The sequence below is a fragment of the Flavihumibacter profundi genome, from assembly GCF_020076305.1.
Classification (GTDB): Bacteria; Bacteroidota; Bacteroidia; order Chitinophagales; family Chitinophagaceae; genus Flavihumibacter; species Flavihumibacter profundi.
Window position 1 is genome coordinate 1,726,618 of record NZ_JAIQXE010000001.1, and the last position, 26,945, is coordinate 1,753,562.

Annotated in this window: 23 protein-coding genes, 3 tRNA genes and 1 pseudogene; 4 read left to right on the forward strand and 23 right to left on the reverse strand. The window is 43.1% G+C overall.

The features are described 5' to 3' along the window. Positions 1-47: 47 nt before the first annotated feature. From LAQ65_RS07425 to LAQ65_RS07455, 7 genes and pseudogenes are all read right to left on the reverse strand, one after another. Positions 48-629 carry a YdeI/OmpD-associated family protein gene (locus tag LAQ65_RS07425; protein WP_224116317.1) on the reverse strand — a complete coding sequence of 194 codons (582 nt, stop codon included), beginning with the start codon at positions 627-629 and terminating at the stop codon, positions 48-50. Between the two features lie 10 nt (positions 630-639). Next, positions 640-1,026 (reverse strand): DoxX family protein, encoded by a 387-nt coding sequence (locus tag LAQ65_RS07430; RefSeq protein WP_224116318.1) that lies wholly within the window; start codon positions 1,024-1,026, stop codon positions 640-642. 6 nt (positions 1,027-1,032) lie between these two features. Beyond that, entirely contained in the window at positions 1,033-1,497 is a 465-nt protein-coding gene (locus LAQ65_RS07435; RefSeq protein ID WP_224116319.1) for an SRPBCC family protein, read from the reverse strand. Positions 1,498-1,501: 4 nt separating this feature from the next. Further along, positions 1,502-1,822, reverse strand: a complete 321-nt coding sequence (locus tag LAQ65_RS07440) for an ArsR/SmtB family transcription factor (protein WP_224116320.1) — start codon at positions 1,820-1,822, stop codon at positions 1,502-1,504. A 312-nt stretch (positions 1,823-2,134) separates the two neighbouring features. Beyond that, positions 2,135-3,724: an MFS transporter gene (locus LAQ65_RS07445; protein WP_224116321.1), complete on the reverse strand. Its 1,590-nt coding sequence runs from the start codon at positions 3,722-3,724 to the stop codon at positions 2,135-2,137. Continuing rightward, positions 3,717-4,784, reverse strand: coding sequence for an HlyD family secretion protein (locus tag LAQ65_RS07450; RefSeq protein WP_224116322.1), 1,068 nt, complete (start codon positions 4,782-4,784; stop codon positions 3,717-3,719). Before LAQ65_RS07450 ends, LAQ65_RS07445 begins: the two co-directional genes overlap by 8 nt. Before the next feature lies 1 nt (position 4,785). Further along, positions 4,786-6,120: pseudogene (locus tag LAQ65_RS07455) on the reverse strand (TolC family protein). A 109-nt stretch (positions 6,121-6,229) separates the two neighbouring features. On the opposite strand from LAQ65_RS07455, the gene LAQ65_RS07460 reads away from it, so the two are divergent. Further along, positions 6,230-7,015, forward strand: a complete 786-nt coding sequence (locus LAQ65_RS07460) for an AraC family transcriptional regulator (RefSeq protein WP_224116323.1) — start codon at positions 6,230-6,232, stop codon at positions 7,013-7,015. Between the two features lie 261 nt (positions 7,016-7,276). Here the strand turns inward: LAQ65_RS07460 and LAQ65_RS07465 are convergent, their stop codons facing one another. From LAQ65_RS07465 to LAQ65_RS07485, 5 genes are all read right to left on the reverse strand, one after another. Beyond that, the gene (locus tag LAQ65_RS07465; RefSeq protein WP_317196989.1) at positions 7,277-7,963 is read right to left on the reverse strand and encodes a fibrobacter succinogenes major paralogous domain-containing protein; all 687 of its coding nucleotides are present in this window, start codon (positions 7,961-7,963) and stop codon (positions 7,277-7,279) included. A 674-nt stretch (positions 7,964-8,637) separates the two neighbouring features. Then, positions 8,638-8,724: transfer RNA gene (locus tag LAQ65_RS07470), tRNA-Leu, on the reverse strand. A gap of 69 nt (positions 8,725-8,793) precedes the next feature. After that, positions 8,794-8,866: transfer RNA gene (locus LAQ65_RS07475), tRNA-Gly, on the reverse strand. An 84-nt stretch (positions 8,867-8,950) separates the two neighbouring features. Next, a complete protein-coding gene (locus LAQ65_RS07480; protein WP_224116324.1) occupies positions 8,951-9,166 on the reverse strand; it encodes a hypothetical protein in 216 nt (71 codons plus the stop codon). Between the two features lie 44 nt (positions 9,167-9,210). Beyond that, positions 9,211-10,236 (reverse strand): glycosyltransferase family 2 protein, encoded by a 1,026-nt coding sequence (locus LAQ65_RS07485; RefSeq protein ID WP_224116325.1) that lies wholly within the window; start codon positions 10,234-10,236, stop codon positions 9,211-9,213. Positions 10,237-10,305: 69 nt separating this feature from the next. Here LAQ65_RS07485 and LAQ65_RS07490 point away from each other — a divergent pair, with 69 nt between their 5' ends. Together LAQ65_RS07490 and LAQ65_RS07495 are read left to right on the forward strand one after the other, a co-directional pair. Beyond that, positions 10,306-11,463, forward strand: coding sequence for a sensor histidine kinase (locus tag LAQ65_RS07490; RefSeq protein ID WP_224116326.1), 1,158 nt, complete (start codon positions 10,306-10,308; stop codon positions 11,461-11,463). 63 nt (positions 11,464-11,526) lie between these two features. Beyond that, positions 11,527-11,610, forward strand: a tRNA-Leu gene (locus tag LAQ65_RS07495). A gap of 220 nt (positions 11,611-11,830) precedes the next feature. On the opposite strand, the gene LAQ65_RS07500 is transcribed toward LAQ65_RS07495, so the two are convergent. The 7 genes from LAQ65_RS07500 to LAQ65_RS07530 all read right to left on the reverse strand — a co-directional run bounded on the left by LAQ65_RS07500 (position 11,831) and on the right by LAQ65_RS07530 (position 20,809). After that, entirely contained in the window at positions 11,831-13,465 is a 1,635-nt protein-coding gene (locus LAQ65_RS07500; RefSeq protein WP_224116327.1) for an L-serine ammonia-lyase, read from the reverse strand. Between the two features lie 122 nt (positions 13,466-13,587). Further along, a complete protein-coding gene (metK, locus tag LAQ65_RS07505) occupies positions 13,588-14,769 on the reverse strand; it encodes a methionine adenosyltransferase (protein WP_224116328.1) in 1,182 nt (393 codons plus the stop codon). Positions 14,770-14,983: 214 nt separating this feature from the next. Next, complete coding sequence (locus LAQ65_RS07510) at positions 14,984-15,370, reverse strand: cupin domain-containing protein (protein ID WP_224116329.1); 387 nt, start codon at positions 15,368-15,370, stop codon at positions 14,984-14,986. An 85-nt stretch (positions 15,371-15,455) separates the two neighbouring features. Further along, the gene (locus LAQ65_RS07515; protein WP_224116330.1) at positions 15,456-16,403 is read right to left on the reverse strand and encodes a glycyl-radical enzyme activating protein; all 948 of its coding nucleotides are present in this window, start codon (positions 16,401-16,403) and stop codon (positions 15,456-15,458) included. 11 nt (positions 16,404-16,414) lie between these two features. Beyond that, positions 16,415-17,572 (reverse strand): 6-phosphofructokinase, encoded by a 1,158-nt coding sequence (locus LAQ65_RS07520; RefSeq protein WP_224116331.1) that lies wholly within the window; start codon positions 17,570-17,572, stop codon positions 16,415-16,417. Positions 17,573-17,650: 78 nt separating this feature from the next. Continuing rightward, a complete protein-coding gene (locus LAQ65_RS07525; RefSeq protein ID WP_224116332.1) occupies positions 17,651-20,143 on the reverse strand; it encodes a pyruvate formate lyase family protein in 2,493 nt (830 codons plus the stop codon). Between the two features lie 75 nt (positions 20,144-20,218). Then, positions 20,219-20,809, reverse strand: coding sequence for a hypothetical protein (locus LAQ65_RS07530; protein WP_224116333.1), 591 nt, complete (start codon positions 20,807-20,809; stop codon positions 20,219-20,221). Positions 20,810-20,905: 96 nt separating this feature from the next. Between LAQ65_RS07530 and LAQ65_RS21100 the strand changes: the two genes are divergently transcribed. Then, entirely contained in the window at positions 20,906-21,664 is a 759-nt protein-coding gene (locus LAQ65_RS21100; protein WP_317196990.1) for a LuxR C-terminal-related transcriptional regulator, read from the forward strand. An 805-nt stretch (positions 21,665-22,469) separates the two neighbouring features. On the opposite strand, the gene LAQ65_RS07540 is transcribed toward LAQ65_RS21100, so the two are convergent. From LAQ65_RS07540 to LAQ65_RS07555, 4 genes are read right to left on the reverse strand one after another with little or no spacing between them, the layout of a single operon-like run. Continuing rightward, positions 22,470-23,807: a TolC family protein gene (locus LAQ65_RS07540; protein WP_224116334.1), complete on the reverse strand. Its 1,338-nt coding sequence runs from the start codon at positions 23,805-23,807 to the stop codon at positions 22,470-22,472. Positions 23,808-23,823: 16 nt separating this feature from the next. After that, positions 23,824-24,951, reverse strand: a complete 1,128-nt coding sequence (locus tag LAQ65_RS07545; RefSeq protein ID WP_224116335.1) for an ABC transporter permease — start codon at positions 24,949-24,951, stop codon at positions 23,824-23,826. A gap of 4 nt (positions 24,952-24,955) precedes the next feature. Further along, positions 24,956-25,915 carry an HlyD family secretion protein gene (locus LAQ65_RS07550; RefSeq protein WP_224116336.1) on the reverse strand — a complete coding sequence of 320 codons (960 nt, stop codon included), beginning with the start codon at positions 25,913-25,915 and terminating at the stop codon, positions 24,956-24,958. A gap of 9 nt (positions 25,916-25,924) precedes the next feature. Then, a complete protein-coding gene (locus tag LAQ65_RS07555; protein ID WP_224116337.1) occupies positions 25,925-26,638 on the reverse strand; it encodes an ABC transporter ATP-binding protein in 714 nt (237 codons plus the stop codon). Positions 26,639-26,945 lie beyond the last annotated feature (307 nt).

Below are 26,945 nucleotides of genomic sequence, written 5' to 3' on the forward strand. Positions count from 1 at the left end.
GGTATGGCCTGAAAAGCATAAAACCCAATGTTGCAGCCGGTATTTATTTAATCATCAATTCCTTTTATTTCTAAAATCTGCTGGTAGTATTTTTCAATTCTAGCCATGCGTGTTTTGGATTGTTTGGCCTGGTTGAAGTAAATTAAATATCCCTTTTGACGTCCTGGTGTTAAGGAATAAAATGCTTTTTTCAATGTTTCATCTTCGTCTAAAGTTTTTTGAAATTCCGCCGGGACGGGATAGTCGGATACTTTTTTCATTTCTACTATCCTTCCTGATTTTTCAATTTCAATCGCTTCCTTTATATAATCTTTAATAACAGACTTTAGTTTTATGATTTGCCCGATATTTGAAAACCTGATTTGTCTTGCCGACTGGACATTTTTTGACTGTTGAATTAAAATTCCCTTAGTGTCTTTCATCAAAGCACCTTTATGAAATAATAATGCACAGTATTCCTTAAATCCGTGGATGAGAACAATGTTTTTCCCTTCAAAAGTATAACATGGATGCATCCATTTATAATCTTCCACAAGCATTTTATCTTCGCAGACGATTTCCCGTAATAAATGAAATTCTTCCTTCCATTTTTTTGCTTGCCCGAAATATTTTTCTAAGTGTGCGTTCATAAAAGTTAATTTAATTTTTGACTAAAATGACTTTTCGGTCAGGAGGTCTAAAATACCATGATACAACTGTTAAGAGTAAAAGTAATGTCGGCCCAAATAATTCCTTTGCCTTGTCTCCAACTGTTAAATGTGAAATAATTGCACCCGACATAACAAAGAAAAATCCTGCATATGCCCACTCTTTTAGCACAGGGAATTTAGGTACGATTACCGCTGCCACACCTAACAATTTCCAAACGCCAATTATGGTCAGAAAATAAATCGGATAACCCAAAACCAATGAAGTTTTATCAACTTCTTCTTTCAATTTTACAAGCTGCACAATTCCAGTTGAAACCATTCCTAATGCCAACCAAACAGTTGCAACCCAATAGATGATTTTATTTCCATTTTTCATATTTTGTTATTTTAGTTTGTTAGCAATTTCCTGAAGTCTGTTATGTGCCATATTGATACCTTGTGAAAAAGGCATTTTCAGCAATTTATTCCTGAACTCAACTGATTTAAACACGATGTGCATTGTGAGTTTGCTGATGTTGTCCGTCAGTTTTTCAAATTCCAGGTATTCTAGCTGAACAGGAAAATCTGTGTTTTCCATTTCAAATGTTCGTATGATTTTTTCGTTTTTAACAAACTCGTGTATTGTTCCGTTAGCCTTAAAGACTACATTTCCATTATGTACTGTTTCAAACGCGTAAGAGCCGTGCTTTTTGTTTTCCATTTTCAACACTTTCGTTCCCATCCATTGCTCAAAAAGTCCGGGTTCTTCAAATGCTTTAAAAAGCTGTTCCAATGGCAAATCAAATTCCCTGGTGATTACCAATTCCTGTTTGCCTTCTTCAGCATTGACTTTTGTTTTTTGTTCCATTTCCCTATTTACTTTTAAAGTTTTTCATTATAGCCTCCAACTTATTAAACCTGTCGTCCCAAATTTTTCGGAACGGTTCAATGAAGTCCGCTACTTCTTTCATTTTTTTTGCATTGATATGATAATAAATTTCCCTGCCATTTTGCTCTTGCTTAAGTAATTCACACTCGGTAAGAATTTGCAGATGTTTTGAAACGGTTGGTCTTGCAGTGTCAAAGTTTGCTGCAATAGCACCTGCTGTCATAGATTGTGAAGCAACCAACAAAAGAATAGCTCTTCTTGTCGGGTCGGCAATAGCCTGAAATACATCCCGTCTTAAATTCATCGTGTAGTCATTTAGCTACAAAAATAAGTGTAGTTATTTAACTACGCATATTTTTGCGGCAAAAAACAGTATTTTTTTTGAGTCAGGTATTTTGGATTGCGCATTAGTACCGATGTACCAGTTAATTCTTATGTTCCAAAAGAAAGAATATTGCTGAATTTACCTATACCTCCCATGAGCAAAATGGCTGAAGTGATGGGAAATAAATACTACGGGTAAAAGTATACCAACAGAAATATCGATAACCTGGAGGAAATTGGAGGGCTGGTGGTAACCGGCGTGGATGGCATATCAGCCGTTTCTTTGGTTTCACTATGCAGGAGCAAGTCTTCCCGATCTTAAATAGACCACTGTTTTGTTCAGGTAAGGAAATAAGGCAATGAGCAGCAAGGTGGCTACCAGCAACCAGGACATCATTTCATAGTAGTCCATTGCAAACCTTATTTGCCCTTGCCCGTTTACTGCGTTAATCAACAATTTATCGGATGCTTTAATTGATTGGCCGTTTGCTATCCCTTTTGAGATTAAATGACTGGCATGTACCGCAACTGTATGCTTTACAACAGGATCAATTAACGTGAGACGATCCTGGAATGCATTGAAATGCCGGCTCTTTTCAAATAACTCAAAGTAATTTATAATGGCTATACTGATGCAGAACCCAATATAACGAGTGGCCAGGGAAACAGCAGCAGCCGATGGTCCCAGAGATACAGGCACAGATGAAATAGTATATACAATGGTTGGCACCATAATTATTCCTACACCAAGTCCCTGGATAAATAAAGGTAAAAAGTAATTTTCTTCATTTGCCTGGGTATCAAACAGGAAAAACATACTGATATGGAATGCCAGCAAAAGTAAAAAACCAGGAAGCCAGATATAGCGTATCCTTTTCTTTTGCAAGATCATCGCACAGGCAACAATAACGCCAATTACAATACCAGCCAGGTTGAGGAGGTTAATGTAAGAAACATGCATAGGGTCAAACTTCAGGACAGACAGGAAAAACGTATTGGAGATACCTGACGCGAAACGACATATATACATAATGAACAGTAAAAGCAAACCAATTTTGCAATTCTGAAATTTGAATATGCCAAGGTTTATATAAGGGCGTTTCATTCTTTTTTGCCTTGTGATCCCAATTAAGGATACACAAGCCATAGCCACTACACTGTACCTTATCCGCCTGTCTTCAAGCCAGTAATATTCCTGCCCATAGATCATAATATACCCTGCCAGGCATAAAATAATGCTGTACAGGGAAAAACTCTGCCAGTCAAGCTTATACAGAGGGAAGCGGATGTTTAGCCTGACGTTATTCATAGAGAGCAGAAGTAAAAAGAACCCCGGGACATAGGAAAATACGGCAGCCTTATAAACCACATTAAAATTATAGGAATCAATCAGATCTGCGGTTACGAAATTATTGAATGGTATGGCGCAAAGCAGCGTACCAAAAAAAACAGAAAAGCCGATTTCCCTGGCACGTTCGCTGTGCATCCTTGTAAACATCAAGGAAAGTGAAAGGTTTACAGTACTTGAAAACAGCATACCCTGGATAAACCTGATGGGAAAAAGGATAAACAGGTCATGCGTATGGTAACAAACAATTGCAGTAAGTACCTGGAGGAAAGTAAATGCAATAAAATATTCCTTTGTAGCCAGGTAAACGAAAAACCTTCGTTCCAGGCTGTAGAAGCCCGCGTAGCCAGCATAAAACAACGCCACAGCAAACTGTATGTCTGCCGGTTCGCTGCCGTAGAATCCGGCAGCTGCGTTAATATTGGCCAATGGAAGAAAGAAAAGGACAATGCTGGGCAATGGTAAAATGAACAGGATCACTTTAGCCAGCCAGCCCGGAACCCATTGCCTGAATATTGGAAATCCATTATCCATGATGGCTTTGTTTTTTCGGCACAAATACATTTACATTCATGCCAACCTTCAATGCATCTATCGCCTCTTTACTCCCATCCACGCGTATCCGCACCGGGACACGCTGAACGATCTTTACATAGTTACCAGTAGAATTATCCGGGGGCAATAAAGAAAAGCTGGAACCTGTAGCCGGTGACAAGGAAATGATGGTACCCTTAAACTCTTTATCCGGGAAAGCATCTGCTGTAAACTTCACGGAATCACCAATGTGCATAGCTGCGACCTGTGTTTCCTTATAATTGGCAATCACCCATTTATCTGTCTCATTATCTACTATAAATGCCAATACCTCTCCGGCATTGATCATCTGACCTGTTTCTATCGTCCTCTTACCCATCCTTCCATCATATGGGGCCGTTATTACTGTATAGCTGACATCCAATTTGTGCCTGTCAAGCAGCGCTTTCAGTCTTTTTATTTCTGCCGCTACGACTGTTTTTTCCGTTTCTATATCATTGATTTTAGAGAGAGAGGCATCATAGTTATCCAGTGAGGCCTGGTAATCGCTTTTATTGACATCCAATGCAGCCTGTATATTTTCAAGTTGTTGCTTAGTTGCAGACTCATCTTTGTACAATTGTTGATAGCGGTCATAATCAAGTTGCTGCCTCCATACTTTGGCCTTATTGGCAGCAATCTGGGATTTAACCGCCTGCGCAACTTTTTCCGTGGTATGCATATTGCTTTCCAATACCCGCAGGTGAGCTGCTTCTTTTTCTATGGATGCTTCCGTTTGTTCCTGCTGTATCAAATATTCCCGGTTATCAATCAAAAGCAAAGTGTCGCCTTTTTTGACCTGTTGGTTTTCTTCAAATTTCACTGCAACAATAAACCCGCCCGCCCTTGATATAACAGGGTTAACGTATTCCTGCACCTGGGCATCATTTGTCTGTTCATAATTATAGTACCCCCACAAGGTTTGTATTCCCCAAAGTGCCAGTACCACAACTGTGGCCCCCGCTATCCAACCCGTTATCCTTGTAATAATCCTGTCTGTGACTGTATATTTTTTCTTCATTTTAAAGGGTTCCAATAATGTTTTGCAGGAAATAATATTTGTTCTGGGCCAGTATATTAGCCGCAGCAAGCTCAAACCTTGTTTGAAGCACCTGGACATTCGCATCCAGCAAGTCTGTAATCAACGCTGCCTGGCTGAAATATGCATGCCTGATGATTCGTGCATTCTCTGTTGCATGGTCCAGGTTTATTTTTGCTACCTGTATTTGCAACAAAGCCTCCTCATACCTCAGGTAAGATTCCTTTACCTGCTACCTTACTTTATCCTGGGTATCCTTATGAGCTTCTTCCTCTTTTTCCAGTTCCATTGTTGCAGCACGAACCTTATGCACATTGTGGTATAAAGACGAAATTGGGAACGAAGCTTTGATGCCGCCAATGCCTAATGAATACCAATATGGGTTATATGGGTAGAGAAAAATCTGCGGATTGGCATAATAGAAGTCGCCATACATACCGATCTTAGGGCTGGCATTGGCTTTCGCCTCCTTCAAATGGATTTTGCCTAACTGGGTTTGCTGTTCAGAAACATGGTAAGAAAAGGAATGCTGCATTGCTTCAGCGAGGCAGGAATCATACTTACTGATGAAATTATTTTGTACATCCAGGCTGTCAGAAGGGTAGATTACTTTTTCATCCGGCTCACCAATAATGATATCCAGCTTCTGGCTGGCGATAAGGATGTCGTTTTCGATCTGTACCAATACCATCTTTCTTTTCGAGAGTTCCAGTTCAACTCTTAATACATCACTTTTAAGTACCACACCATTCTTATGCAATGCCCTTATCTCTGTCAACTGTTTTTCCTGGTCGGCTATATCTTCAACCATAAGCGACCTGAAAATCATGGATTTTTGAAGGTCAAGGTAAAGGGCAGCCGCTTTATACCTTATATCTGAAATGGTCTGATCCTGCTGTATAACAGCTATTTTATGCAATGTTTTCTCTTCCTGTATTTTCAGGTTCAGTTTATTGCCGTTATATATATTTAAATAGAGATCTGCCCCAGTCCTGTACAGCGTATGAATGACTTCATGTTGTACAGGTGGCTTGAAGAGCCCATTTTCATAAATGGGAATATTTGTAGCTTTTTCAATACTACCGGAAACCCCGATTTCGGGGTAGCGCTCCATTTGGGCATCTTTTATCTCCTCATAGTGTATTTCTGCTGACTTCCTTTTTATTTCAATAGCCCGGCTATGGCTGTCGGCTTTCTGCCATATTTCCTTAAGGGATATCCGAAGTGTGTCATTTTCCTGTGTCTTAATTTGTGAGTAACAAATGCTGCTGCATATGCTTGTTAAAGCAGCAACAAATAGCTTGTATTTATGCTTCATATCAATTCGTGCGCAAAATTATTGAACGGGCACAACGCAGCGTTTTTGTAAAAAGTCAATCATTTATTGATTCCAGCCAAAAACATAGTTTTGTGGTCAAACTTAATTGATGGGATTAATAGCGTCCTTACCGGAAATCGATAAGCAGCCGGAAGCAGTATTTGTAATGCACGAGAAATCAGAGAAACTTATTCCACTGCATTCCCATACCAAGGGGCAGTTGAGTTATGTAGAAGGTGGAATTGCCTATATAACTATAAACTTCAAAACCTATGTAGTTCCGGCACGCCACTATTTCTGGATTCCACAGGGCATGCCTCACGTTCTTAGGATCGGCCGTTTTGCAACAGTACTTCGCTCCTTATATTTTTATGTAAGAGATGATGCCAATGATGCTTTTTACGGCACCCTGGGTATATACCCGGCAAGTGAATTGCTGATACAAATGATTAACTACACAGAACGTTGGGATGGCAGGAATATCAGTGATAAAGATGATAATTTCGAATTCCTTGTAGCGTTAAAAAATATTCTTCCCCGGCAAAATAATACATCACTGCCCATTATCCTTCCAATTACCGACGACGAACGGATGGCGAAAATCATTAAATACATAGAGCAGAATATAGGGGAGCCTGTCAGTTTAAAAACCTTAAGTAAGAAATTCAATATGAGCGAGCGGTCCATATCCAGGATGTTTCAGTCGCATCTGCAAATATCGTTTCTCCAGTACCTTAAAACACTTCGTATGGTTAAAGCCATCGAAATGATACTCAAGACAAAAAAATCAATAAGTGATATAGCTTACCATGTAGGCTATGATACTTTAGGTTCATTTAGCAATACCTTTTATGCCTTTACCCAATCACGGCCTTCTGATTTCAGGAAATCATAATATACAGGGTGAATTGTATGGTGGGGTGAAAGAATAGTTGCATAACAAAGAATTAAGAAAACAAGCCATCGGTAGCCCTTTACAGGCAGGTGTTTCAGCGCATAAAAAAGGCCCCTCATTCAGAGGGGCGTTGTACCCCGGACGGGAATACGACTATTTCTATATAACTTAATGCATTATTGACTTTTATCGATTTTATGTATTGCCAAAGTGACGCCTGAGTGACGATAATTGTAAAAACGTGGACTTGGGGGTCAAAAATCAATCCCTGATACAACGAACAGACATACCGAATCGTTTGTTGAATTGGCTCTTGTAAAGATAGCCATCGTAGTAACCCAGAAGGCGGAACCAGGCGTCTGCTGGACTGCCTTCTGAAGAACTCCACCAGTAGCCGTAGTTCACAACACTGCCGAACGAACCATCGTCAACACGAGTGCCGCCTGGAAGGCCAGTGAATCCGCTACTATTTGTGGCACCGTCGTTTGGTGTTAACCAATGTGTGGTACCTGTTTCTTTCATTTTACCACCAGCAACTGGATCGCCGCCTAAACCTGTTGATAGTGAAGTCCATTCCACATCACTAGGCACATGCCAGCCTGTGGGGGCCAAACCTCTTGGGTCATGAACAGCATACCAGTTGTATAACTTGCCATATGTAGAAGCATAAGCAGCAGAATCATTATTATACCAACACCATGCTCCAGTAGTTAATCCAACCCAGGCTGTTGGGTCGGTTACCTCTGGTATGACATCCCCATTTCTATAACGAGTGGTCTTCAAGTTTTCTTTCATCCAGAGTTGACTACCAATACTTATAGTATCGTAAACATTGCCATCTATATCTTTATTAATAGGTGGAACAGAGGCTGGTGTTGAGCTTTTACTGCAAGCAGCAATTAAAATAATCATTGCAAATAGAGAGATTACCTTTCTTGTACTATACATAAAATCATTTTTAAAATTTACCGCCTACTCTTTTTTCAGTTTTTCGGCATTCACTGCTTCCATCGATGGTAATTCAAAAATAATTTCACTTAACCCCTTATACTAATTAGATCTTGCATGGTGGTGGTTTCATTCAGTAAAAAATACTAAACCCGTGCACCTGAAATTGAGAATAGCCTTATTTCTTGCAATTACTCCTGTGAATTTTAATGGAAATGGTTTGAATTAATAAAACATTTAAAGGAGAATAGTATTAATCACAAAATATTTCTACCTATCCTTTCCAGGGCCTTTTTGCCTTTGCCCCTTCCGCTTACCCAATCGCAGGTATTCAGGGCTGTGCGTTGAAGTCATGACACAATCGAAGTACCTGATATTCTCCTGACCCAGGCGTTCACAAGCCAAATGGCATTAGTGCTGTTGCAGAAACCGATATCGGCCGAGGAAACCTCTTTAAGGCATTCCGGTTTCTTGCCCGATGCGGTAACTTCCTTTGCAAGCTGCAGATTGCCTTTTATTGGTTCTTCGTTTCCCTTAGGAATGATTTATTTTCAAAACGTCACTTCAAGTGATGCCTGAGTGACGCTTTTTGCGAAAAGAAAAGAAGACGGCTGAAACCATTTTCAGGCAGGAGTTTCAGCGCACAAAAAAACCCCTCATTCAGAGGGGCCTTGTACCCGGGACGGGAATCGAACCCGTACTCGCTTTTTCGGCGAACAGGATTTTAAGTCCTGCGTGTCTACCTGTTCCACCACCCGGGTGGGTCTTTGCTGGAAAGCAAATGTCCTGCAAAAAAAAATCCAAACACAAGGTTTGGAATTTTTTAAGAGAGCGGAAGACCGGGCTCGAACCGGCTACCCCGACCTTGGCAAGGTCGTGCTCTACCAAATGAGCTACTTCCGCTTATTCCTAAAGAACTTTTTTCGATTGGGATGGCAAAGATAAGGACTCCACCATTTCTGCCAAATTTTTCCGCCGCTTTTTTACTTATTTGTACTTCGGCGTGTATTGGGTGCTTTCCTGAACATTCACCTTCGGCTTTCCTTTATAACGATGGGTATATAATCCATAGCATCCGCCTAAAACGAAGGCAGTTACACAGAAAACGGTCAGGTAAAATAGAAATGTAGAAGAATTAACCCAGTTATGTTTAAAATCCTTTTCAAGCGGATTTTCGAATTCATGAACGTTATGTTGCGACATAGTTAAATTATTGCTGTGCAAAAATAATGTTTCAGGCTATAAATTCATTTATTCCCTCCTACAATTTCAGAAAAATGTTTCTTTCCTTTTACAAAGTGCTGCCACACTACACTTCCCGGATACCAGCCTTTAGGTTTCCCGGTTTTTATTTTCGGGAAAACACTTTTATGGCGGCGTATCAGCAGCCAGCCCATAAAACCAATATGCGCTTCAAGGATTGCTTTAAAATAGGTCCGCTGACCATCAAAGAGGCTTTTCCAGGCCGAAATAGAATCCAGGAAAAACCGCAGCGGTATTTTCCAGACCGACTGGTGCAAAGGCAGGTTCTTGGCCAGCATAACCAGGTTATTGCGAAAATTCAGGAACACCTTCAATTCATTGCCTTTCGGTAAAGTACCGCCTCCCACATGGTAAACAACTGCCGGCGGACAAACCATTACCGTATATCCCGCCAGTTGCAGGCGCCAGCAGAAATCTATTTCTTCCTGGTGCGCGAAAAAGAATTCATCCAGTCCGCCCAGTTCATGGTATAACCTGCCCCGCACCAGCAAAGCCGCGCCACTGGCCCAGAATACGGGTTGTATATCGTCGTATTGCCCATGATCCGTTTCACAAAAATCGAATATCCTTCCCCGTGCGAAAGGGTAACCCAGTGCATCCAGCCAGCCACCGGCAGCCCCGGCATACTCAAACCTCGATTTATCATCATACATCCTGATTTTCGGCTGGCAGGCACCGATAGTTGGGTCGTTGTCGAGTAACGCCACCATCGGTTCCAGGAAATGCGGGGTCACTTCAACATCAGAATTCAGCAAAAAATAATAATCTGCAGCAACCTGTTTCAGGGCTTCATTGTATCCCTTTGCAAAACCATAATTTACCGGTAATTGTACGACCCTGACTGAAGGCCATGTAGCTTTAAGCCAGGCCACAGAATCATCAGTAGAGGCATTATCCGCCACAATAAGTTCCATATCCGGGTAACCACATGACGCTACAAAGGGCAGGAATTTCTCCAGGTACCTTTTACCATTCCAGTTCAGGATAACTATTGCAACGCTTGATGCCAAAATCGTTCAGAAATAAATTAGTGGGCAAAAATACAGGAAGCAAACTATTTGAATAGCTAAATTAGATGGATGATACCTTCCCTTTCCAATTGGCGCACACTCCTGGCCATACTAGCACTGGTTATTGTAACCGGTACAATTTTTTATTCCAGGTACCTGGCCAATAAAATTGCTGTGGAAGAAAGAAAGAAAGTGGAACTGTGGGTAACCGCCAGCAAAGCGATCTTCGATAACCCCGACCAGCCGCTTATTCTGCCCAATATGATCCGCAATGACCAGACTACCATACCTATCATTGAAACGAATGAGCAGGACAGTATCGTGAATTTTGTTAACCTCGATTCGGCAAAGGCCATGCAGGACAAGGATTTCCTTCCCGGGAAACTAAAAGAATTCAAGGGTGACAATGACCCTTTTATCCTTGTATTGAGTGATACGCCATATATAGCCAACAAATATTATTACGGCAATACCAGCTTATTGAAAGAAGTGCAGTATTACCCCATCATCCAATTGGTAATTGTCGGCATCTTATTATCCTTAACCCTGATGCTGTTGACCACGCAGCACCGTTCGGCGCAAAACCAGCTGTGGGCGGGACTTGCGAAGGAAACGGCACACCAGTTAGGCACACCGCTTTCTTCGCTGGAAGGATGGGTGGAAATGCTGAAAGAATCCGGACAGCAGGATAATATCACGAAAGAGCTGGAAAAAGATGTGGACCGCTTAAAACTGGTGAGTGAGCGGTTCAGTAAAATTGGCAGTACCCCGCAGGTTGTGTATACGGATATAATACAACAGGTAGAAAATGTAGTAGACTACATAAAAAGAAGGGCATCCGGCAAGATCCGGTTCGAATTACATAAACCAGGAATATCTCCATTAATGGTCCCCCTGTCCCCTACTCTATTTGACTGGGTAATTGAAAACCTGCTGAAAAATGCGCTGGATGCCATGGAAGGCATGGGCCAGGTCAGTGTAGATATTAAAAATTCAGACAATACGGTAATTGTAGATATAACTGATACCGGCAAAGGAATCCCTTCAAATGCACTGACAAGGGTATTCGAACCTGGGTTTACTACGAAAAAAAGAGGCTGGGGATTAGGTTTAAGCCTTTCGAAGCGGATTATTGAGCAGTACCACAAAGGCCAGCTCTTTGTGAAGCAGTCGGAACCCGGTAAGGGCACCACTTTCAGGATCATTTTACCCCATACTTCGGGATGATTTTTGGAAAACAGTTGGAAGCAAAGCCATGAAATACTTACATTTGCATCCGCTTTTAGCGAAGCCCGGGTGTTGAAACTGGTAGACAAGCCACCTTGAGGTGGTGGTGCTGGAAACGGCGTGCTGGTTCGAATCCAGTCCCGGGCACAAAAAAAACAAGGAACCCTTGAGAGTGTAAGCTTTCAAGGGTTTCTTCGTTTTTCAGGGGACCCGATGAATTAAATCTCAATTCACAAGGTCAGCCAAATTGAAGTCGCCACCTTAACCAGGGTTCCCACTTTGCTTCTGAAGGCAATTTAAGTTACCATTACGATGATCATTATAGTATAACAAATCTCTATGCCATCAAAATAATTGTTATGCAGGTTTAACAAAGTACAACTGAAACTGCTAATCCCCCTTCTGAGGTTTCTTTATATTTTGTATTCATATCTTTTGCCGTTTGTGCCATGGCTGCAATAGTAGTGTCAAGATCAACCCTTCTTTGTTCTGGTATTTCCTCACTGGCAATGCAAAATGCTGTCCACGCTTTGATGGCTCCATAAGCGCAACGTTCGATACAGGGAACCTGCACATATCCGGCAACAGGGTCGCATGTCATTCCCAGGTGATGCTCAAGAGCTGATTCTGCTGCATTGGATACCACTTTAGGGCCATACCCCATTGCCTGGGCAATCATTGCAGCACCCATTGCAGAACCAACACCAACCTCTGCCTGGCAACCACCTTCGGCTCCTGAGAGTGTAGCATTGTGTTTACATAGGTAACCAATTGCAGCTGCAGCCAGGAATCCTTCCCGAATATTATCATCAGGTATATTTAAATCTTTAAGGGATTTAAGCACAGCTGGAATGATACCTGCAGAACCGGCAGTTGGCGCTGTTACAATAATATGGCCGCGCGCATTTTCTTCACTCATGGCAAAAGCATAAGAGGCAACCTTTGTTATGGTTTTACCGGCTTCTCCCTTTTTTGTGTTTTTAAGATTTCGCTGCAACTCAGCAGCCTTGCTGTGAAGCTTGATTGGACCAGGGAGAATGCTATCCGTTTTAAGACCTGTTTCCACACCACGTAACATCACTTCAATAACCTGGTCAAGAAATTCCGATATCTCTTTTTCACTTTTACCCGAAATCGCCATTTCATTTTCCAATAATAATTTTGCCAGCGGGATATTATCATCAATGATATATTTCTTCAATTCCCCGGCATGCGCATAGGGATATTTTGGTTGCCCCTTTTTTGGCGCTTCATATCCTTTCCATTCAATAAAGCCACCGCCAACTGAATAATATTCCAGCTCATACAATGTTTCGTTACCAGCAAGAAGCTTTGCAGTCATTGTATTTGGATGGTAAAATTCACCTTTAGGTGCATCGAAAATGATGTCTTTAATTGTCAGATCCAGGGTAGCAGGTCCGATGGTTACCTGGTGAATCTCATCGGGGTTTGATGCAAGGGCATCCAGGAATTCAGGTGGACAAGTAGCCGGAGATTTACCCAGCAAACCAGCAAGGGCAGCCCTGTCAGTACCATGGCCTTTCCCTGTGGCACTAAGGCTTCCGAACAGGTGAACTTTAAGGGCTGTAGCCCGTTTTAGCTGATCTTCCGGTAGTTTGGAGATACGTTGAAAAAAATCATAAGTAATCCGCATAGGGCCCATCGTATGGGAACTGGATGGACCAGGACCAATTTTATAAAACTCTTCCAAAACAGTCAGGATAGGGCCTTTCGATTTCTGAACAACATTTAGTGCAGGTGAAAGACCTGATGCCAGTGAGTCTGGTTTGACTGGAATTTCAGTGGCCTTCTTTGGAGACTCTGAGCAACCAAAAAGCAATGCACCTGCAGATGCAGCCAGTATGGTTTGCCCAAAACTTCGCCTGCTCAATAAAGACTGATGCTGCTCCCCGTTCTTTACAGATTCCAAGGCATTACATCCTTTTGAACTACAGCTGCTACAGTCGTTTGCTTTGTTACTAAATAACTCATTTGTATTCATCCTATATACGTTTTAATTTCCAGTGAATAGTTAAAACAGGAAATACCTGATGGTGTTATTTTACTAAGCATACATGTAACAACAAGTAAAAGGCCTTTACCACAATTGCGGTGAGGTGAATACTATACTTTTCCTGCTTTCGCAATTAATTCATCCAAGGCATCCAGTTGTTCCCATGTGAATTCCGGTCTCCCGAAGTGTCCGTATGTGGCAGTTTTAAGATAGATAGGTGTTCTCAGTTTCAGGTGATCGATCATACCTTTAGGGGAAAGCGGAAAAACTTTACGAACGATGGCTGCCAATTTATTTTCATCGATCTTTCCGGTTCCATAAGTATTCACCATAACCGATACAGGGTCAACAAGACCGATACAGTAACCCAGTTGTACCAGGCACTCATCCGCCAAACCCGCTGCTACCAGGTTCTTGGCAATGTAGCGAGACATGTAACCCGCAGAGCGATCTACTTTTGTAGCGTCCTTACCACTGAACGCACCACCGCCGTGTACGGCCCAACCACCATAGGTATCGACCATGATCTTACGGCCGGTCATACCTGTATCACATTGCGGCCCGCTGACGAGGAACTTTCCGGTACCGTTAACCGTAATTTTGGTTTTAGTATCGATCAGGTTCCCGATTACCGGGTACACCACTTTTTCAATGATTTGTTTTTTCGCTTCTTCAGTGGTGAACTTGCCATCTGCAGTAATAACCTCATCGGTGTGTGAGGCGGCGATCACCACATAATCTACCCTTATCGGTTTACCATCCTGATACTCGACCGTCACTTGCGTCTTGCCATCCGGACCAAGGTATGGGAGCACGCCCTGTTTACGCACGGCTGAAAGCTGCATGGCGAGCTTATGCGCCAGCATGATGGGCAATGGCATCAGTTCTTCAGTTTGCCGACAGGCGTAGCCAAACATCAGGCCCTGGTCACCGGCTCCGATTTCGCCGCCCTCCCGGGAAACGCCAAGGTCGATATCAGGAGACTGGGGATGAATGGTTCTGATAACGGCTGCAGTATTGGCGTCAAAGCCAAATTTCGGTGACGTGTAACCGATGTTATTACCGAGTTCGCGGACTACTTTGGCAACATCAAATAGGGCCTTGGTGGTGACCTCGCCACCAACCAATAGCAAACCCATAGTAACTAAGGTATTGCAGGCAACGCGAGACATCGGATCGTGCCTGAGGCATTCGTCGAGTACAGCATCAGAGATCTGGTCGGCTACTTTATCTACGTGTCCTTCACTGACTGATTCTGAGGTGAAGAACATATTTTTTGGATACATTGACATGGTATAAAGTTTAGTGTGAAGTGATCGAACCTGCGCGTGTCCGAACCATCAGTTTTATGCTGCTTAATTATTGTATGGGCCCTGTACATTTATTGGATGCCGGGTAAGCCATTTCGTGGTTCTAATTCCGCACCACCATTTCAAGATGCTGCCTTTTGTCCCTGTGGCCTTCTGCAGGAGCCATTATTAACGCAACAGCGTTTTACACGAATGCTTACATCTTAGCCGTCTTCGCTACATCGGCCTCGCCTTGCGCAAAATCCTTAGCGAAGCTGAACTCAATAATCTCGCAGTCAACCGGGGCGTTCTTGTCAATGATCATGGTATGATCCTTTGGAAGGTAAAACACATCCCCAGCCTTAACGATCTCTTCAGTCCCATCTTTGTAACGCATGATCATCTCCCCCTTGAAGCAGTAACCCCAGTGAGGCACCGGGCACCACCCTCCAATTCCTGCGAATGCGGGGGTAATATCTGTTCCCGGAGCAAAATGGTGGACGGCACACACCATGCCGCCATGCTCCTCTCCCCAAATCTTGATATCAAAGTTCTCCGTAAAGTAGCTGTGCTTAGGGGTCATTTCATAAATGTTCTTTCTCATTTTCTTACTCCTTTTTTTTAATATGAATTGTAATATAGGTGGCGATAGTCAGTCGTAAATAAGGCGACTATCTTTTTCCTGTTCTTTATTTCTCCTGCGTATTGCGCCCAAAGGCTTCGTCAATTATGCCCCGCAAGTGCTGCAGTAATTCATCTGAAGGCGACTCAAAGTCTTTCAATTCATACACCTTTCCAAGGAACTCATACTTGCCTGTTCCGTAACGGTGGTATGGCAACAACTCATAATCAATCACGTTTTTGTATGGCCTGATAAATTCCAGTACCGCACGAATATGTTCTTCCGTGGCGTTGATCCCCGGAATAGTTGGTGTGCGCGTAATGAACTGCTTTTCCGGAAACATTTCATATGCTTTTTTGAAGTTTTCCAGGATTCTCTTATTATCAACGCCTGTCCATTTTTTGTGGCGCTCCGCATCCATCAACTTGTTATCGTGCAGCATCAGGTCTACATATTGCAGCACTTTTTCCATGTATGCCCACGGAACATTTCCGGCTGTTTCTATCGCTGTGTGGATGCCGCTTTCCTGGGCTCCGCGCAATATGGCAGCCGTAAAATCGGGCTGTAGGAGGCACTCGCCACCGCTTATGGTCAGGCCACCTCCGGTATTGCGGTACATGCTTTCATCCTTTAGCACTTCATCAAGTACTGCACGGGCGGTCATTTCCCTGCCAAATATGCCAATTGCTCCCGTAGGACATAAACCGGCCATCTCTTCTGTTATATTGGCCAGGTCCCAGTTGGCATGAACCTTATCATCCGGGCCATCCACCACATAAAATGCACCCTGAGGGAACGGTTCTTTCAGGCATTTTCCACATGCCGCTGCTCCTTTGCACAGTTTCCGGTCATAGTCCAGTTCGTACTTTTGTTTGATACTTTCAGGGTTACTGCACCATTTACAACGAAGGGAGCAGCCTTTCACAAAAACGGTCGTCCTTGTTCCGGGTCCATCCTCGCCACAATAGCGCTGTATGTTGAGCACCCTGCCTTTTATATCTAAATAATTTTCCATGACAATATTTTTTATTCTCCGGTAAAAATTCCCAGTGAGCGGGCGATTTCAATAAAATAGCTTTCCTCCTGTACGGTGCGCACTTTATTAAGCGAGTCAATAAGTGGCACAAATTGCATGGAAGGCGGCATAAAGGAGACCATGGTACCTGATTGCCCGGACTGTAATGCGCGAACTGATGCCGAACCATAGGCCAAACCGAGTTGCCGGTCTACTGCTGTGGCCGATCCACCGCGTGTCCAGGGACCCAACACCAGGGGAAAGATTTCTTCCGTCATCATGGACTGCAGCGCATTGCTCAATACCGCAGCGGCTTTCCCACTCCGGTTGATCACAAACTGGCCGCTTTCTTCTTCTTTGGCCAGTGGTGAAAGTGCTTTTTTTAATGCCATCGACTTTTCGGAAGTAGTCGTACCGGACAGGTTAGTAAATGAAGCCCCCTCGGCCACCACCACCAGTCCATATGGACGATCACGGTTGATCCGGCTTTTCAGGTGTTCGGCCAGTCTATTTACATCGCAGGGATATTCCGGCATAATCACCGCATCAGCCAGCACGGCGGTGCCGCTTTGCAAGGCCAGCCAGCCAGACTTTGCGCCTAAGACTTCTATTACGCCAACCCGGTGGGCGGACTTTGCCGCACCCTTTGCCCGGTCGAGCATTTCAATAGTAAAACTCAGGGCACTGTTGAATCCAAAACTTACAGCGGTGGCTGCCATGTCGTTTTCAACCGAACGGGGGATGCAAACCGACTGCAATCCTTTGAGATTTAGTTTGTGCAGGATACTGAGCCCACGTCCCATCATGATGGCGATGACGGCATCAATATTTTCTTTTTTCAAATTCTGCAATAACAGATCCGACATGTCCACCTCTTCCACCATGTCCAGGTCGTTGATGGACCTCACATTGAAAGGATCAACCATGGAGGCTGTACCCATGGCATCACTTTCCAGCGGGTTCAGCTTGCTAATGGTGTCAGCGTTTAAGTCAATTAATCCCTTATTGGGGTATCGCTCAGGGAAGAGTAATCCCTCAAAGCCATCTATGATCCCAACTACCTGCCAACCTAACCGGTGGGCGGAAATAGCAGCACCCATAATGATGGCATTTACACCGGGCGTGAAACCAGCTCCCAGTGCAATGGCTACTCGTTTTATTTCTTTCATAATTAGTTATGATTTTATGTTGATCGAAGAGAAAAGAGGTTGAATCTTTTATCTGACCCAACCTCTTTCTCATTTCAATTAATGGAAAGTCTGAAGCGTACGCTCGATGACTTCGTTTTGCACCCCTACATCCAGCTTGGTGAAGAAGGCACTGAAGCCGGCCACGCGTACTACCAGGTCGCGATAGTTTTCAGGATGCTTCTGCGCATCACGCAGCATTTCGGTATCCAGGCAATTGAACTGAATGTGATAACCATCATTGTCAAAATAAGTCTTGACAAGGCTCAGAACCTGATCCCTGCCCTTGCGGGATTTCAACTGATCGGGCTGCACCTTCATGTTCATGTGCGTTGCGGTGTATTTAACGGGATCCTGAGCTTTTGCTGCGGACATTACCAATGCGGTAGGGCCGTTGGTGTCCGTTCCCGGCATGGCCGACAGACTTCCATCGGTGAGCGCAACCCCGGCTTTCTTGCCGGTAGGCAATGCGCCTGTTACTTTTCCCATCAGGTTGTGGATGCTCTTGGTATAGGCATCAGGCGCTGATTTGATATCCTTACTGAGGTAGTTACCTCCGCCATCTACGTTATCGAAAGCATCGAGGATACTTTCATACACCCTATGCACCATCCTGTTCACTTCCGGAATATCATTGCCATGTTTAGGGGCTTCGTAACACAACTTCCTGACATTATCATATTCTCCCTCGAAGTTGGCTAACAGGGCCTTCTTCAATTCGGCCATGGTCAGTTTCTTTTCGTCAAAGACGAGATGTTTAACTGCCATGAGCCCATTGGCCGCGTCAATCCCACCAACAACAATCTGGGCGGTTGTGTAATAATTGGCTCCGCCATTCCATACCTCGGTGCCGGTTTCAATGCAACCTCCGGTCAGAATTGAGCGCCAGGTAACAGGCAGGAATTCAGCGCAAAGCATACTGGCGATCCATGCACCCCTGCGGAGGACGTCCTCACAGAATTGCAACTGCTGCTCGAATGCCGCGTACAGTTCTTCAAAGTTCTTGAATGTCTCCGGATCTCCGGTCTTGGGACCTACCTGCTGCTGGGTGCGGGGATCGAATCCATTATGCATCGTCAACTCAAGAATCTTGCCCAGGTTGGGTTGCCCTTCCACCGGGTGTCCGGTTTCGTATGGAATGTAAGAACCAACACAGGCACCAATAGCAGTCCGCCTGGCTTTTTCCAGGGTGATACCCTTTTCAGAAGAACCGAACATATTTAAAGCCCGTTTCAGCATCACATCGCCATTCACGAACTGTGGCATACCGATACCGGTGCCTATTACATCCAGCACCTTTTCCAGGAATTTGCCACTCATCTTTTCTGTGTAGATAACCGACAATGGTGGTTGTGGCAAATGCAGGTAATTACAAGCATCCAGGATCACATAATCCATTTCTGCGGTGGCATCCTCACCATCTTCGGTATAGCCTCCCAGCGAGATACTTTGTCCCAGGTCTGCAGAGTTCTGCAAGAGTACCTTCTCTCCATAATAATAGCCGATTTCGTTCAGCTTAATGACCAGGTTCTGGAACATAAAAGTTGCTTCTTCATAGCTAACCAGGCCAGCTTCCTTGTCACGTTGATAGAATGGTTCAAAGTTCTGGCCCAGGTAGGCCTCTGAATAACCACAACCCACCTGCTCGATTTCTGCCAGCACGTGACATAAAAAGTGACACTGGATGGCTTCTCTCAGGTTGCGGGCCGGATGCTCAGGCACCTGCTCGCAGGTCTCGGCTATTGCAATCAACTCCGCTTTGCGGGTTTCGTTTTTTTCTTTCGCAGCCATTTCCCGTGCCAGTTCAGCATAACGGTGAGACAGCCGGATAATGGCTCTCATTAGAATGAGACTGGCTTCATAGAAGTAGAACTTCTCGGCATTCGGTAAACGCATGTCGAGGGCCATTTGCCGCTCCTCTACCTCCTTGATCATACTCGCAAGCCCATTGTTGTAAACCCTGGGATAATTAAGGTTGCCTCCGCCACCGGGCCAATCAAAGAAACTAATAACAAAGCCGGAATCGTATGAAGGATTGGGATCAAAACCATACCTCTTTTGAAATATCTCCAGCGTACGGGGTTTCAGCGAACGCTTTTCCCAGTATTCAAGGGCCCATTGGTTTGCGGCCCGGTCTTCAGCAGTCTTTGACTTTTCAACGGTTTTCTCTTCTTTCATCCAATCAATGTTCCATTCCGGATAGGTGTAGATACCATTGACGGTGCTGGCCATGCTGCCCACAAAAAGATTTTCGTCTATGTAAATTTTTTTCCGCTCAAGCAGGGTTGCCATGAATTTGGCTCTGCGGATGATCTGCTGGTAACCGGCAGTGTCATCGTACACTTCCTTCATAATCCTGACCCGCTCAAAATCTACTTCAGCAGGTGTACTCCTGAGTTGTTCTTTAAGCCGGTCAATCCGTGCTTTATCGGCCGTTACTTTACCTGAACCTGCATAAGGTTTGCCGCTTAGTTTTCTTCCTGATCTTAAATAGGGATAAATACCTGAATCCGGTTTTTCTATTGTGCCAATTGTTTCTATTCCGTTTTTCATGTTAAAAGTTTTTTTTGATTTATTATTATTGTTTTTGTTTCTCTGATACAAACTGTTTTGTGTGCTGCATTAATGCTACAACCAGTTACCTGAAGCTTGATATTTCCCCTCTTTGCTTTTCAAAAGCTCATTTAGCTCTTTAGCGGTTCTTATTCGTTTCGAGACAATTTCCAGAAGCCCTTTCCTGAAACTGTGGAGGGTTAATTTGAAATTATCTATATCGTATATTTCACACACGGCACTATGATCAGTTGGATCATCGCCTTCCTGCTTACACTCATGCATAAAGCCATAAATAAAATTTACTCCGTTTATTTCCTCCTGTGATGTCCATTGCAACTCTCCACTGCCTCCAAATTCATTATGCCAGGTGCAACACCACCTGGATACATCGCTGCGCCATCCGGCTATAGCTACCTGATGGGTTTCATCTATTGCGCCTTTTTCAGTTGTAACCCCAAATCCTTCACCACTACTTAATGCTGAGTATTTTCCAAATAATTGCAGCCAGTTTAAAATTATTTCGCGTTGAAATTCTCCGTTTTTTGTAACCTTACCGGACCAGCTTCCGCCAAAATAATCCCGAAATAAATTAGCTGTTAATTTCGCCATGATACTGCTGCAAAAAGGTTGTATTCCGTCTAATATTCCTCTTTTCAGCTTCATAAAATTAAACCAGCTGTGATCCCCGGACTATACTGATGTTTGAGTATTTTTCTATATATTTAAAACTCAATCTTTCTATTTTACACTTTACCTATAATGAGAGGCAGACCATATAGCTACAGTATTTTTTTTGATTTTATTGACTCTTACCTGCCTTCGGGGTTCCGGATTATTAATGCGGAAGATCCTATTGTCCAGCGGCTTGATGAGTTGATGGAAGCACATGACCAGTTTTTCCTGATTATGGACCTTACACAGGTTAGTATCATTTATGCGAGTAAAAGATGTTTAAACATGATTGGTGTTGCTCCTGAGAAATTGACACCATACGAAATGATGGATGCCGTTCATCCGGAAGATGTTTACCGCTTTGGCATGGGAAGAACCAGGTTATTGAATTTGGATAAGGATTTGTATATTAACCAAAAAGGCAGTTCATTATTATCTACTACCATAAGAATGCGCAGACCTGATCAGGGATATTCAAACCTTCTTTTTCAATGCTATTTATTTTATAGCCCTATCCCGCATAAAGCAGTTTATGAAATTCAAATACATACCAATGTAGATTGGTTTAAATTCAAAAAGGGTCAATTCCATTATTATACCGGAAATGATATGTCATTATTCAGATTTGTGGACGAAGCCTTATTGAATATTAGTCATCATTTATCTTTACGGGAATTGGAGATTCTTAAACTGATTGAAAAGGGAATGAGCACTAAGCAAATCGCTGAAAAATTATTTATAAGTGTATTTACAGTCAATACCCATCGCAGTAATATGCTGGAAAAATCAGGAAAGATACTTGTTTCGGATTTGATTTATGAACTAAAGGAACAGGGGTTGCTTTGAAAAAGCAAGTGATTGCATAATTAGCCTCAAATTCACTTCCTCGCCAAAAGATGGGTTCATAACTGCCCTTTCTCCGCACCGATTAAATGAAAATGCTACATGAAGTTTGATATTAGGGCATTAACAAAATCATAGAAAGTTGAATGATTCGTTTTTATAGCACAATACATTAATTCTTTGTAAGAATCATCAGCTTCGATGTTGTACACATTTTTGAACCCGGCTTCAGGGAGCTTGTTTACAGCCATCACGCTACGACTACCAGAGCGGCGGGCCACTAAAATGATGTCACCAGGTTAAAAAAACCGCCAGTAAGTGTACTTAGAAGGTAAACGAAAAAAAAGGACAGTTCCGAAGAACCACCCACTTTAGTTAAGATTGGTTTACAACAACAAAACTTCACTAATGCATGAAATCAGAAAATTTCCCGGACAGCCGGTACTGTCTCAGATATTAAGTGTTATTCCAGGTTCTATTTTACATGCAGCAAATAGAAAGCATAAGTCAAACCGGTACTATAAAAGGTTACCCCCTTCGGGTTCATTTATTCAGCCTGTTTTATAAGGTGTTCAGCTTGTAAACAATTCATTACGGATTACTCAAACAGTACCACAGTTTTATCCCGGATTGCCAGTTGAAGGGATTAAGTATCAGGAATCAGAAGATTATTAACAGCACTACCAATCAACTTTTTAGCGAGATCCTGCGGTGTGTGGGTTGTAACCCTTTTCAGCAATGAGTTACAGTAAATAATAACCCGACTTTAGTCGGACAACACTGACAGAAAATCTAACAAATAACCATTTCAGTTTTTCCATAACCGGCTGAGCTGCCCGGATGCCTTCAGGTAATCAAGCCAGTAAACACCCATCTGCATTTTACTGAATTCGTATTCGGCTTGCACGCGCTGCAGGTCTGCCTCTTCCGAATTTAATGTGGAAGCGGACTCCTGCCCCTCAGCTACGCGGTCCTGAATAATCTGAATCGTTTCCCTGGACAGCGAAATATTTTCCTCCAGTGTTCGAAGTTGTTCCCGTACGCGGTCCATTTTTATTTTTGCTGTAACTGCATCCTTCGTATACTGCGCTGATTTGTCTTCGCGTTGTTGATTGAACTGCAATGCCTGAAGCTGCAGCTGCTGTATTTTGCTGTGTTTGTCTTCTCCAAAAAGCAGCGGATATTTCAAATCCAGGCCTATATAACTGTAACCGAACCAGGAACTGCCATCAACGGGATTAAAAGCACCCGTATATTGGTTGGCACCCAGGTATCCCTTCAGGCTCAGGGTAGGCTGGTACTTGGCTTTCTCTGAGTGCTGCTGTAAAACCGTAAGGCGCGCCTGATAATCCAGTTGCTGCAATTCCGGAATTGAATCATTTAATATTTTATAATTTTCACTTTGCCACTGATATCTATTTAAATCCAGGATGTCTGTTCTGATATCTGCCTTAATATTTGAATCTCCCATCAAAAACAACAAATACACCTTATTTTCCACCAGTTGTGAAATGGCATCCCTGAATTTCTGGATGGCATTGCCATGATTGACAAGCGCCTTATTTAAGTCAGATTTCAAGAGGCGTTTAGCGTCAAATTTATCTTTCAGAAGTTGATAACTGATCCAGGTTCTGCTGGTATCCGCCACAGCTGAATGTATCTGCTGCTCCTGAAGGTTGATATTTATATAGGCCTGCGCAACGTTATAGGCAAGATCATATTCTGTCTGCATTTGTGATGCCGCTGTTATTTTTTCCTGCAGTTCATATTCGTTAATTTGTCTTCTTATGGAAGCGTCCAATAAAGGTTGCGTAACGGTTGCGCCTGCTGCCTGTGACCATGGGGTTCCAAACTGGATGTTCTTGTATGCATCGGGAGGATAGGACGGATTGAACTGCCCGATGGGAAGAATGGAAGTCTGCAGAATTGGATTATACTGAAAAACATATTCCAGCGATACTTGTGGCCAGTATTTCCTGAACAACGCTTCTGTCTGCAATTTCCTGATCGTAAGATCTGATTTACCGGATTGTATTATTTTTCTGTTAGCCCAGGCCTTGTGAATAGCCTGTTGCAGAGACAGGGGTGTCTGCGCAATGGATTGAAATGACACAACCAACAAAAAAAGAATTATTTTAGGGATCATTTTATTCATTTAAACATTATCTGAAAACAGCAGCAGGTTCCACGCTACTGATCCTCCGCAAGGCAAAAGATGCACCGCCAAGGGAAATCAGCGCGATGGTTAAAAACATACCGGCGATCAGTAAGGGTGAAAAGCTGAAGATCAAACCAGAAAGGGCTACACCACTTCTAAAACCCTCCAGCAAAAGGAATCCGATGGTAAACCCTGTAATGGCGAATATTAAAGCCTGTGTTAAAATCAGCCGGCTGATATAGCGGTTACCTGCGCCGATTGCTTTGAGCGTGCCATAATCTTTCAGCCGGTCAAGCGCAGAGGAATACATCGTCAGGCCAATAATAAAAAAGCCGGAAATCAATGCAAAAATGATCAGGGTGCCGGTGCTTAATGCGATTCCGCTGCTGGAGAGTATTTTCTTAACCGTGGAAGCAGCCAGTTTTTTAGATGGCCAGGCGCGCACTCCGTATAATGTATGATTGATTCTTGAAGAAACCTCTTCCACATTAGCCCCGGGTTGAAGTTTCACCAAAACAGCACTGATGTTGTTCAGGGACTGGTTTGAATAAAAACGGGCCCTTTCAATAGTCGTAACACAAAAACTGCTGCCAAAACCGCGAAAGCCTTTTGTCTGCAAAGCAAAATATGCCCGCTTCCCATTGATCTCGAATTCAGTTCCGGGATCAATCTGATCTCCCAGGTTTTTCTTTTCAAAAAATTCACCACTTACTGCACCATCAGATTGAAGATCTGTTGGCCTTCCGGCAATTATTTTTCCCGAATCCAATACGGCATTTAATTGGGAAATATCCACACCAATAAGTGTAATGACCGAACTGGTTCCATTATTGAAATTACAGGAAGCACTACTTACAAGCAAAGGGAAGGCTTCCTGAACACCGGGTAAACCCTGTATTACCCTCAGGTTTCTGATATCCAGTTTGCCCAATTGGTTTACATCCTGCGTCTTACTGTCTACCACCCATATGTCGGCCTTCACATCCATTGCCAGCGCCTGCATGAGGCTGGTTAAAAAATTAAAAACACCAACCTGCTGCCCAATCAGGAAAGTGCTGATCAGTATGCCTACTATGACACCGATGCTTTTCGCCTTATCAAAACGAATGAATTTCCAGGCAGTCTTTAACACCTTGTTATTGTTTTTGAGTTACTGAAATATCGATAACACATTCAATTCTTGCGTTCAGTAATAATTTTGCGGGCTGGTCCAGTAAAATTTTTATTTCTCTCACCCTTCGGTCCTCTTTTTCTCCTGCCTGATCCGTAAATAATGATTTCTTCTTCATAAATGACGCCGTAAAATAAACTGTTCCGGTGGTCAGCGTATCCAGAGAACCCATATTGCGGATCCATGCCTTCTGTCCTTCCATCATTTTATCTGCGAACAATTCATCGATCTCGCAAACGGCAATGGTTTTCCCCCGGGGGCTTATTTGTGCAAATGCCTCTTTGCTATCAATTGAACTACCAATAAGTGTGCTGATCTCCAGCAATTTTCCATTCACCGGCGAGGTTATTATTTTCTGATCCCTTTCCCGTTCTGATACCACTAATGCAGCTTTTGTTTCTGCCAACCTTCTTTTGGAAACATCAGCAATCGCCCGAAGCCTGCTTAGATTAGACTGGTACGACTGCATATTGGTGCTGGCATCATCAACTGCTTGTTGCGTTTCAGCTCCTTTCGTTAGCAACTTTTGAAGTCTCTGAAGTTCCAAAATCGCATTATCATATTTCGCCTGGTATTCCTGGATGGCAGCTTCATCTGCTATTACCTGGGCATATTGCGTATTTACCTGGCTTACCAACTGTTTGATTTTGGCATCCTCCACCTCATGGTCCAGTTCAAGTATTATTTCCCCAGCCTTTGCTGAATCATTTTCACGCTTATTTATTTTTTTTACAATACCACTCACGGGAGAAGATAACTGGATGATATCAAATTCAGGTTCAATTTTTCCAATACCCACCACCTGACTGACTTTTACCTGTGCAACGGCTGCCTTTGCATCTGCCGAAGCATTTTCATTTAAGTTGGGATTGCTGCATCCGGCGAAAAGGAAAATCACAAGTACGATATATATATTCCTCTCCATATTACAAATTTATTGATATGCAATTTCATCCTCTATGGGCTTGTCGCTGATCGCGCCATCACTGACATATACTATACGATCGGCAAACGGCCTCAACCGACTGTCATGGGTTACTACAGCAACTGCTTTCCCATGCCTTGCCAGGGACTTCAGTTCTTCCATCACGATGCTGACGCTTTTTATATCCAATGAGGCTGTAGGCTCGTCACATAACATCATTTCCGGATTTGTAACAAGTGCCCTGGCGATGGCAACACGCTGTTGCTGGCCACCACTCAAATCGCCGGACAGGTTTTTAAGCCGGTCCCCCATACCTACTTTGATGAGTGCTTCTGTTGCTTTCCCTTTAGCTTCTTTGTCGGTAAAGCCTTGAAGCTGCAGGGGCATCATAACATTCTCAAGTGCCGTGAGAGGTGCTATCAGGTTGAATTTCTGAAATACAAATCCGATTTTCTGTAACCTGATCTTAGCCAGTTTTTTTTCACTGAGCTCATTTACCTGTACTTCATCAATCCAAACTTCTCCATAACTGGGGTAAATAACACAACCCAAAAGTGAAAGTAAAGTGGTTTTACCTGAACCGGACGGCCCAATGATCAGGGTAAGTTCGCCTGATTTCAGATCTATAGAAGTAGCCTGCAAGGCAGTAATCGTTGTATCTCCTGTTTTATACTCTTTGCCTGCTTTCAGGAGCCTTGCCACAATTTTTTTATCGACTTGCATTCCCACCAGTAATTTACTTTTACTAATTTTTTCAAAGTTAAATCTTATAAAGGCTGAACACCTGAAATGTTTTCATACTCCAAATCAGCTTCTATATGTTTAGGAGGATCATGTAGTCACCGGAAATAACTGGCGTAGAAAAATAGAAAAAATAAGGATCGCAGACAGCCGTTTGGATGAATTTATTTTGGGGTCCAGCTTTTTTACAGCCTTATCAGAAACGTATGTTCCGCGATTTATTCGTATTTGAAATGATTGTTGCTGACGAGCCGTCGTAGTTGCCAGGTGATGGCAAGAGGCTTTTGAA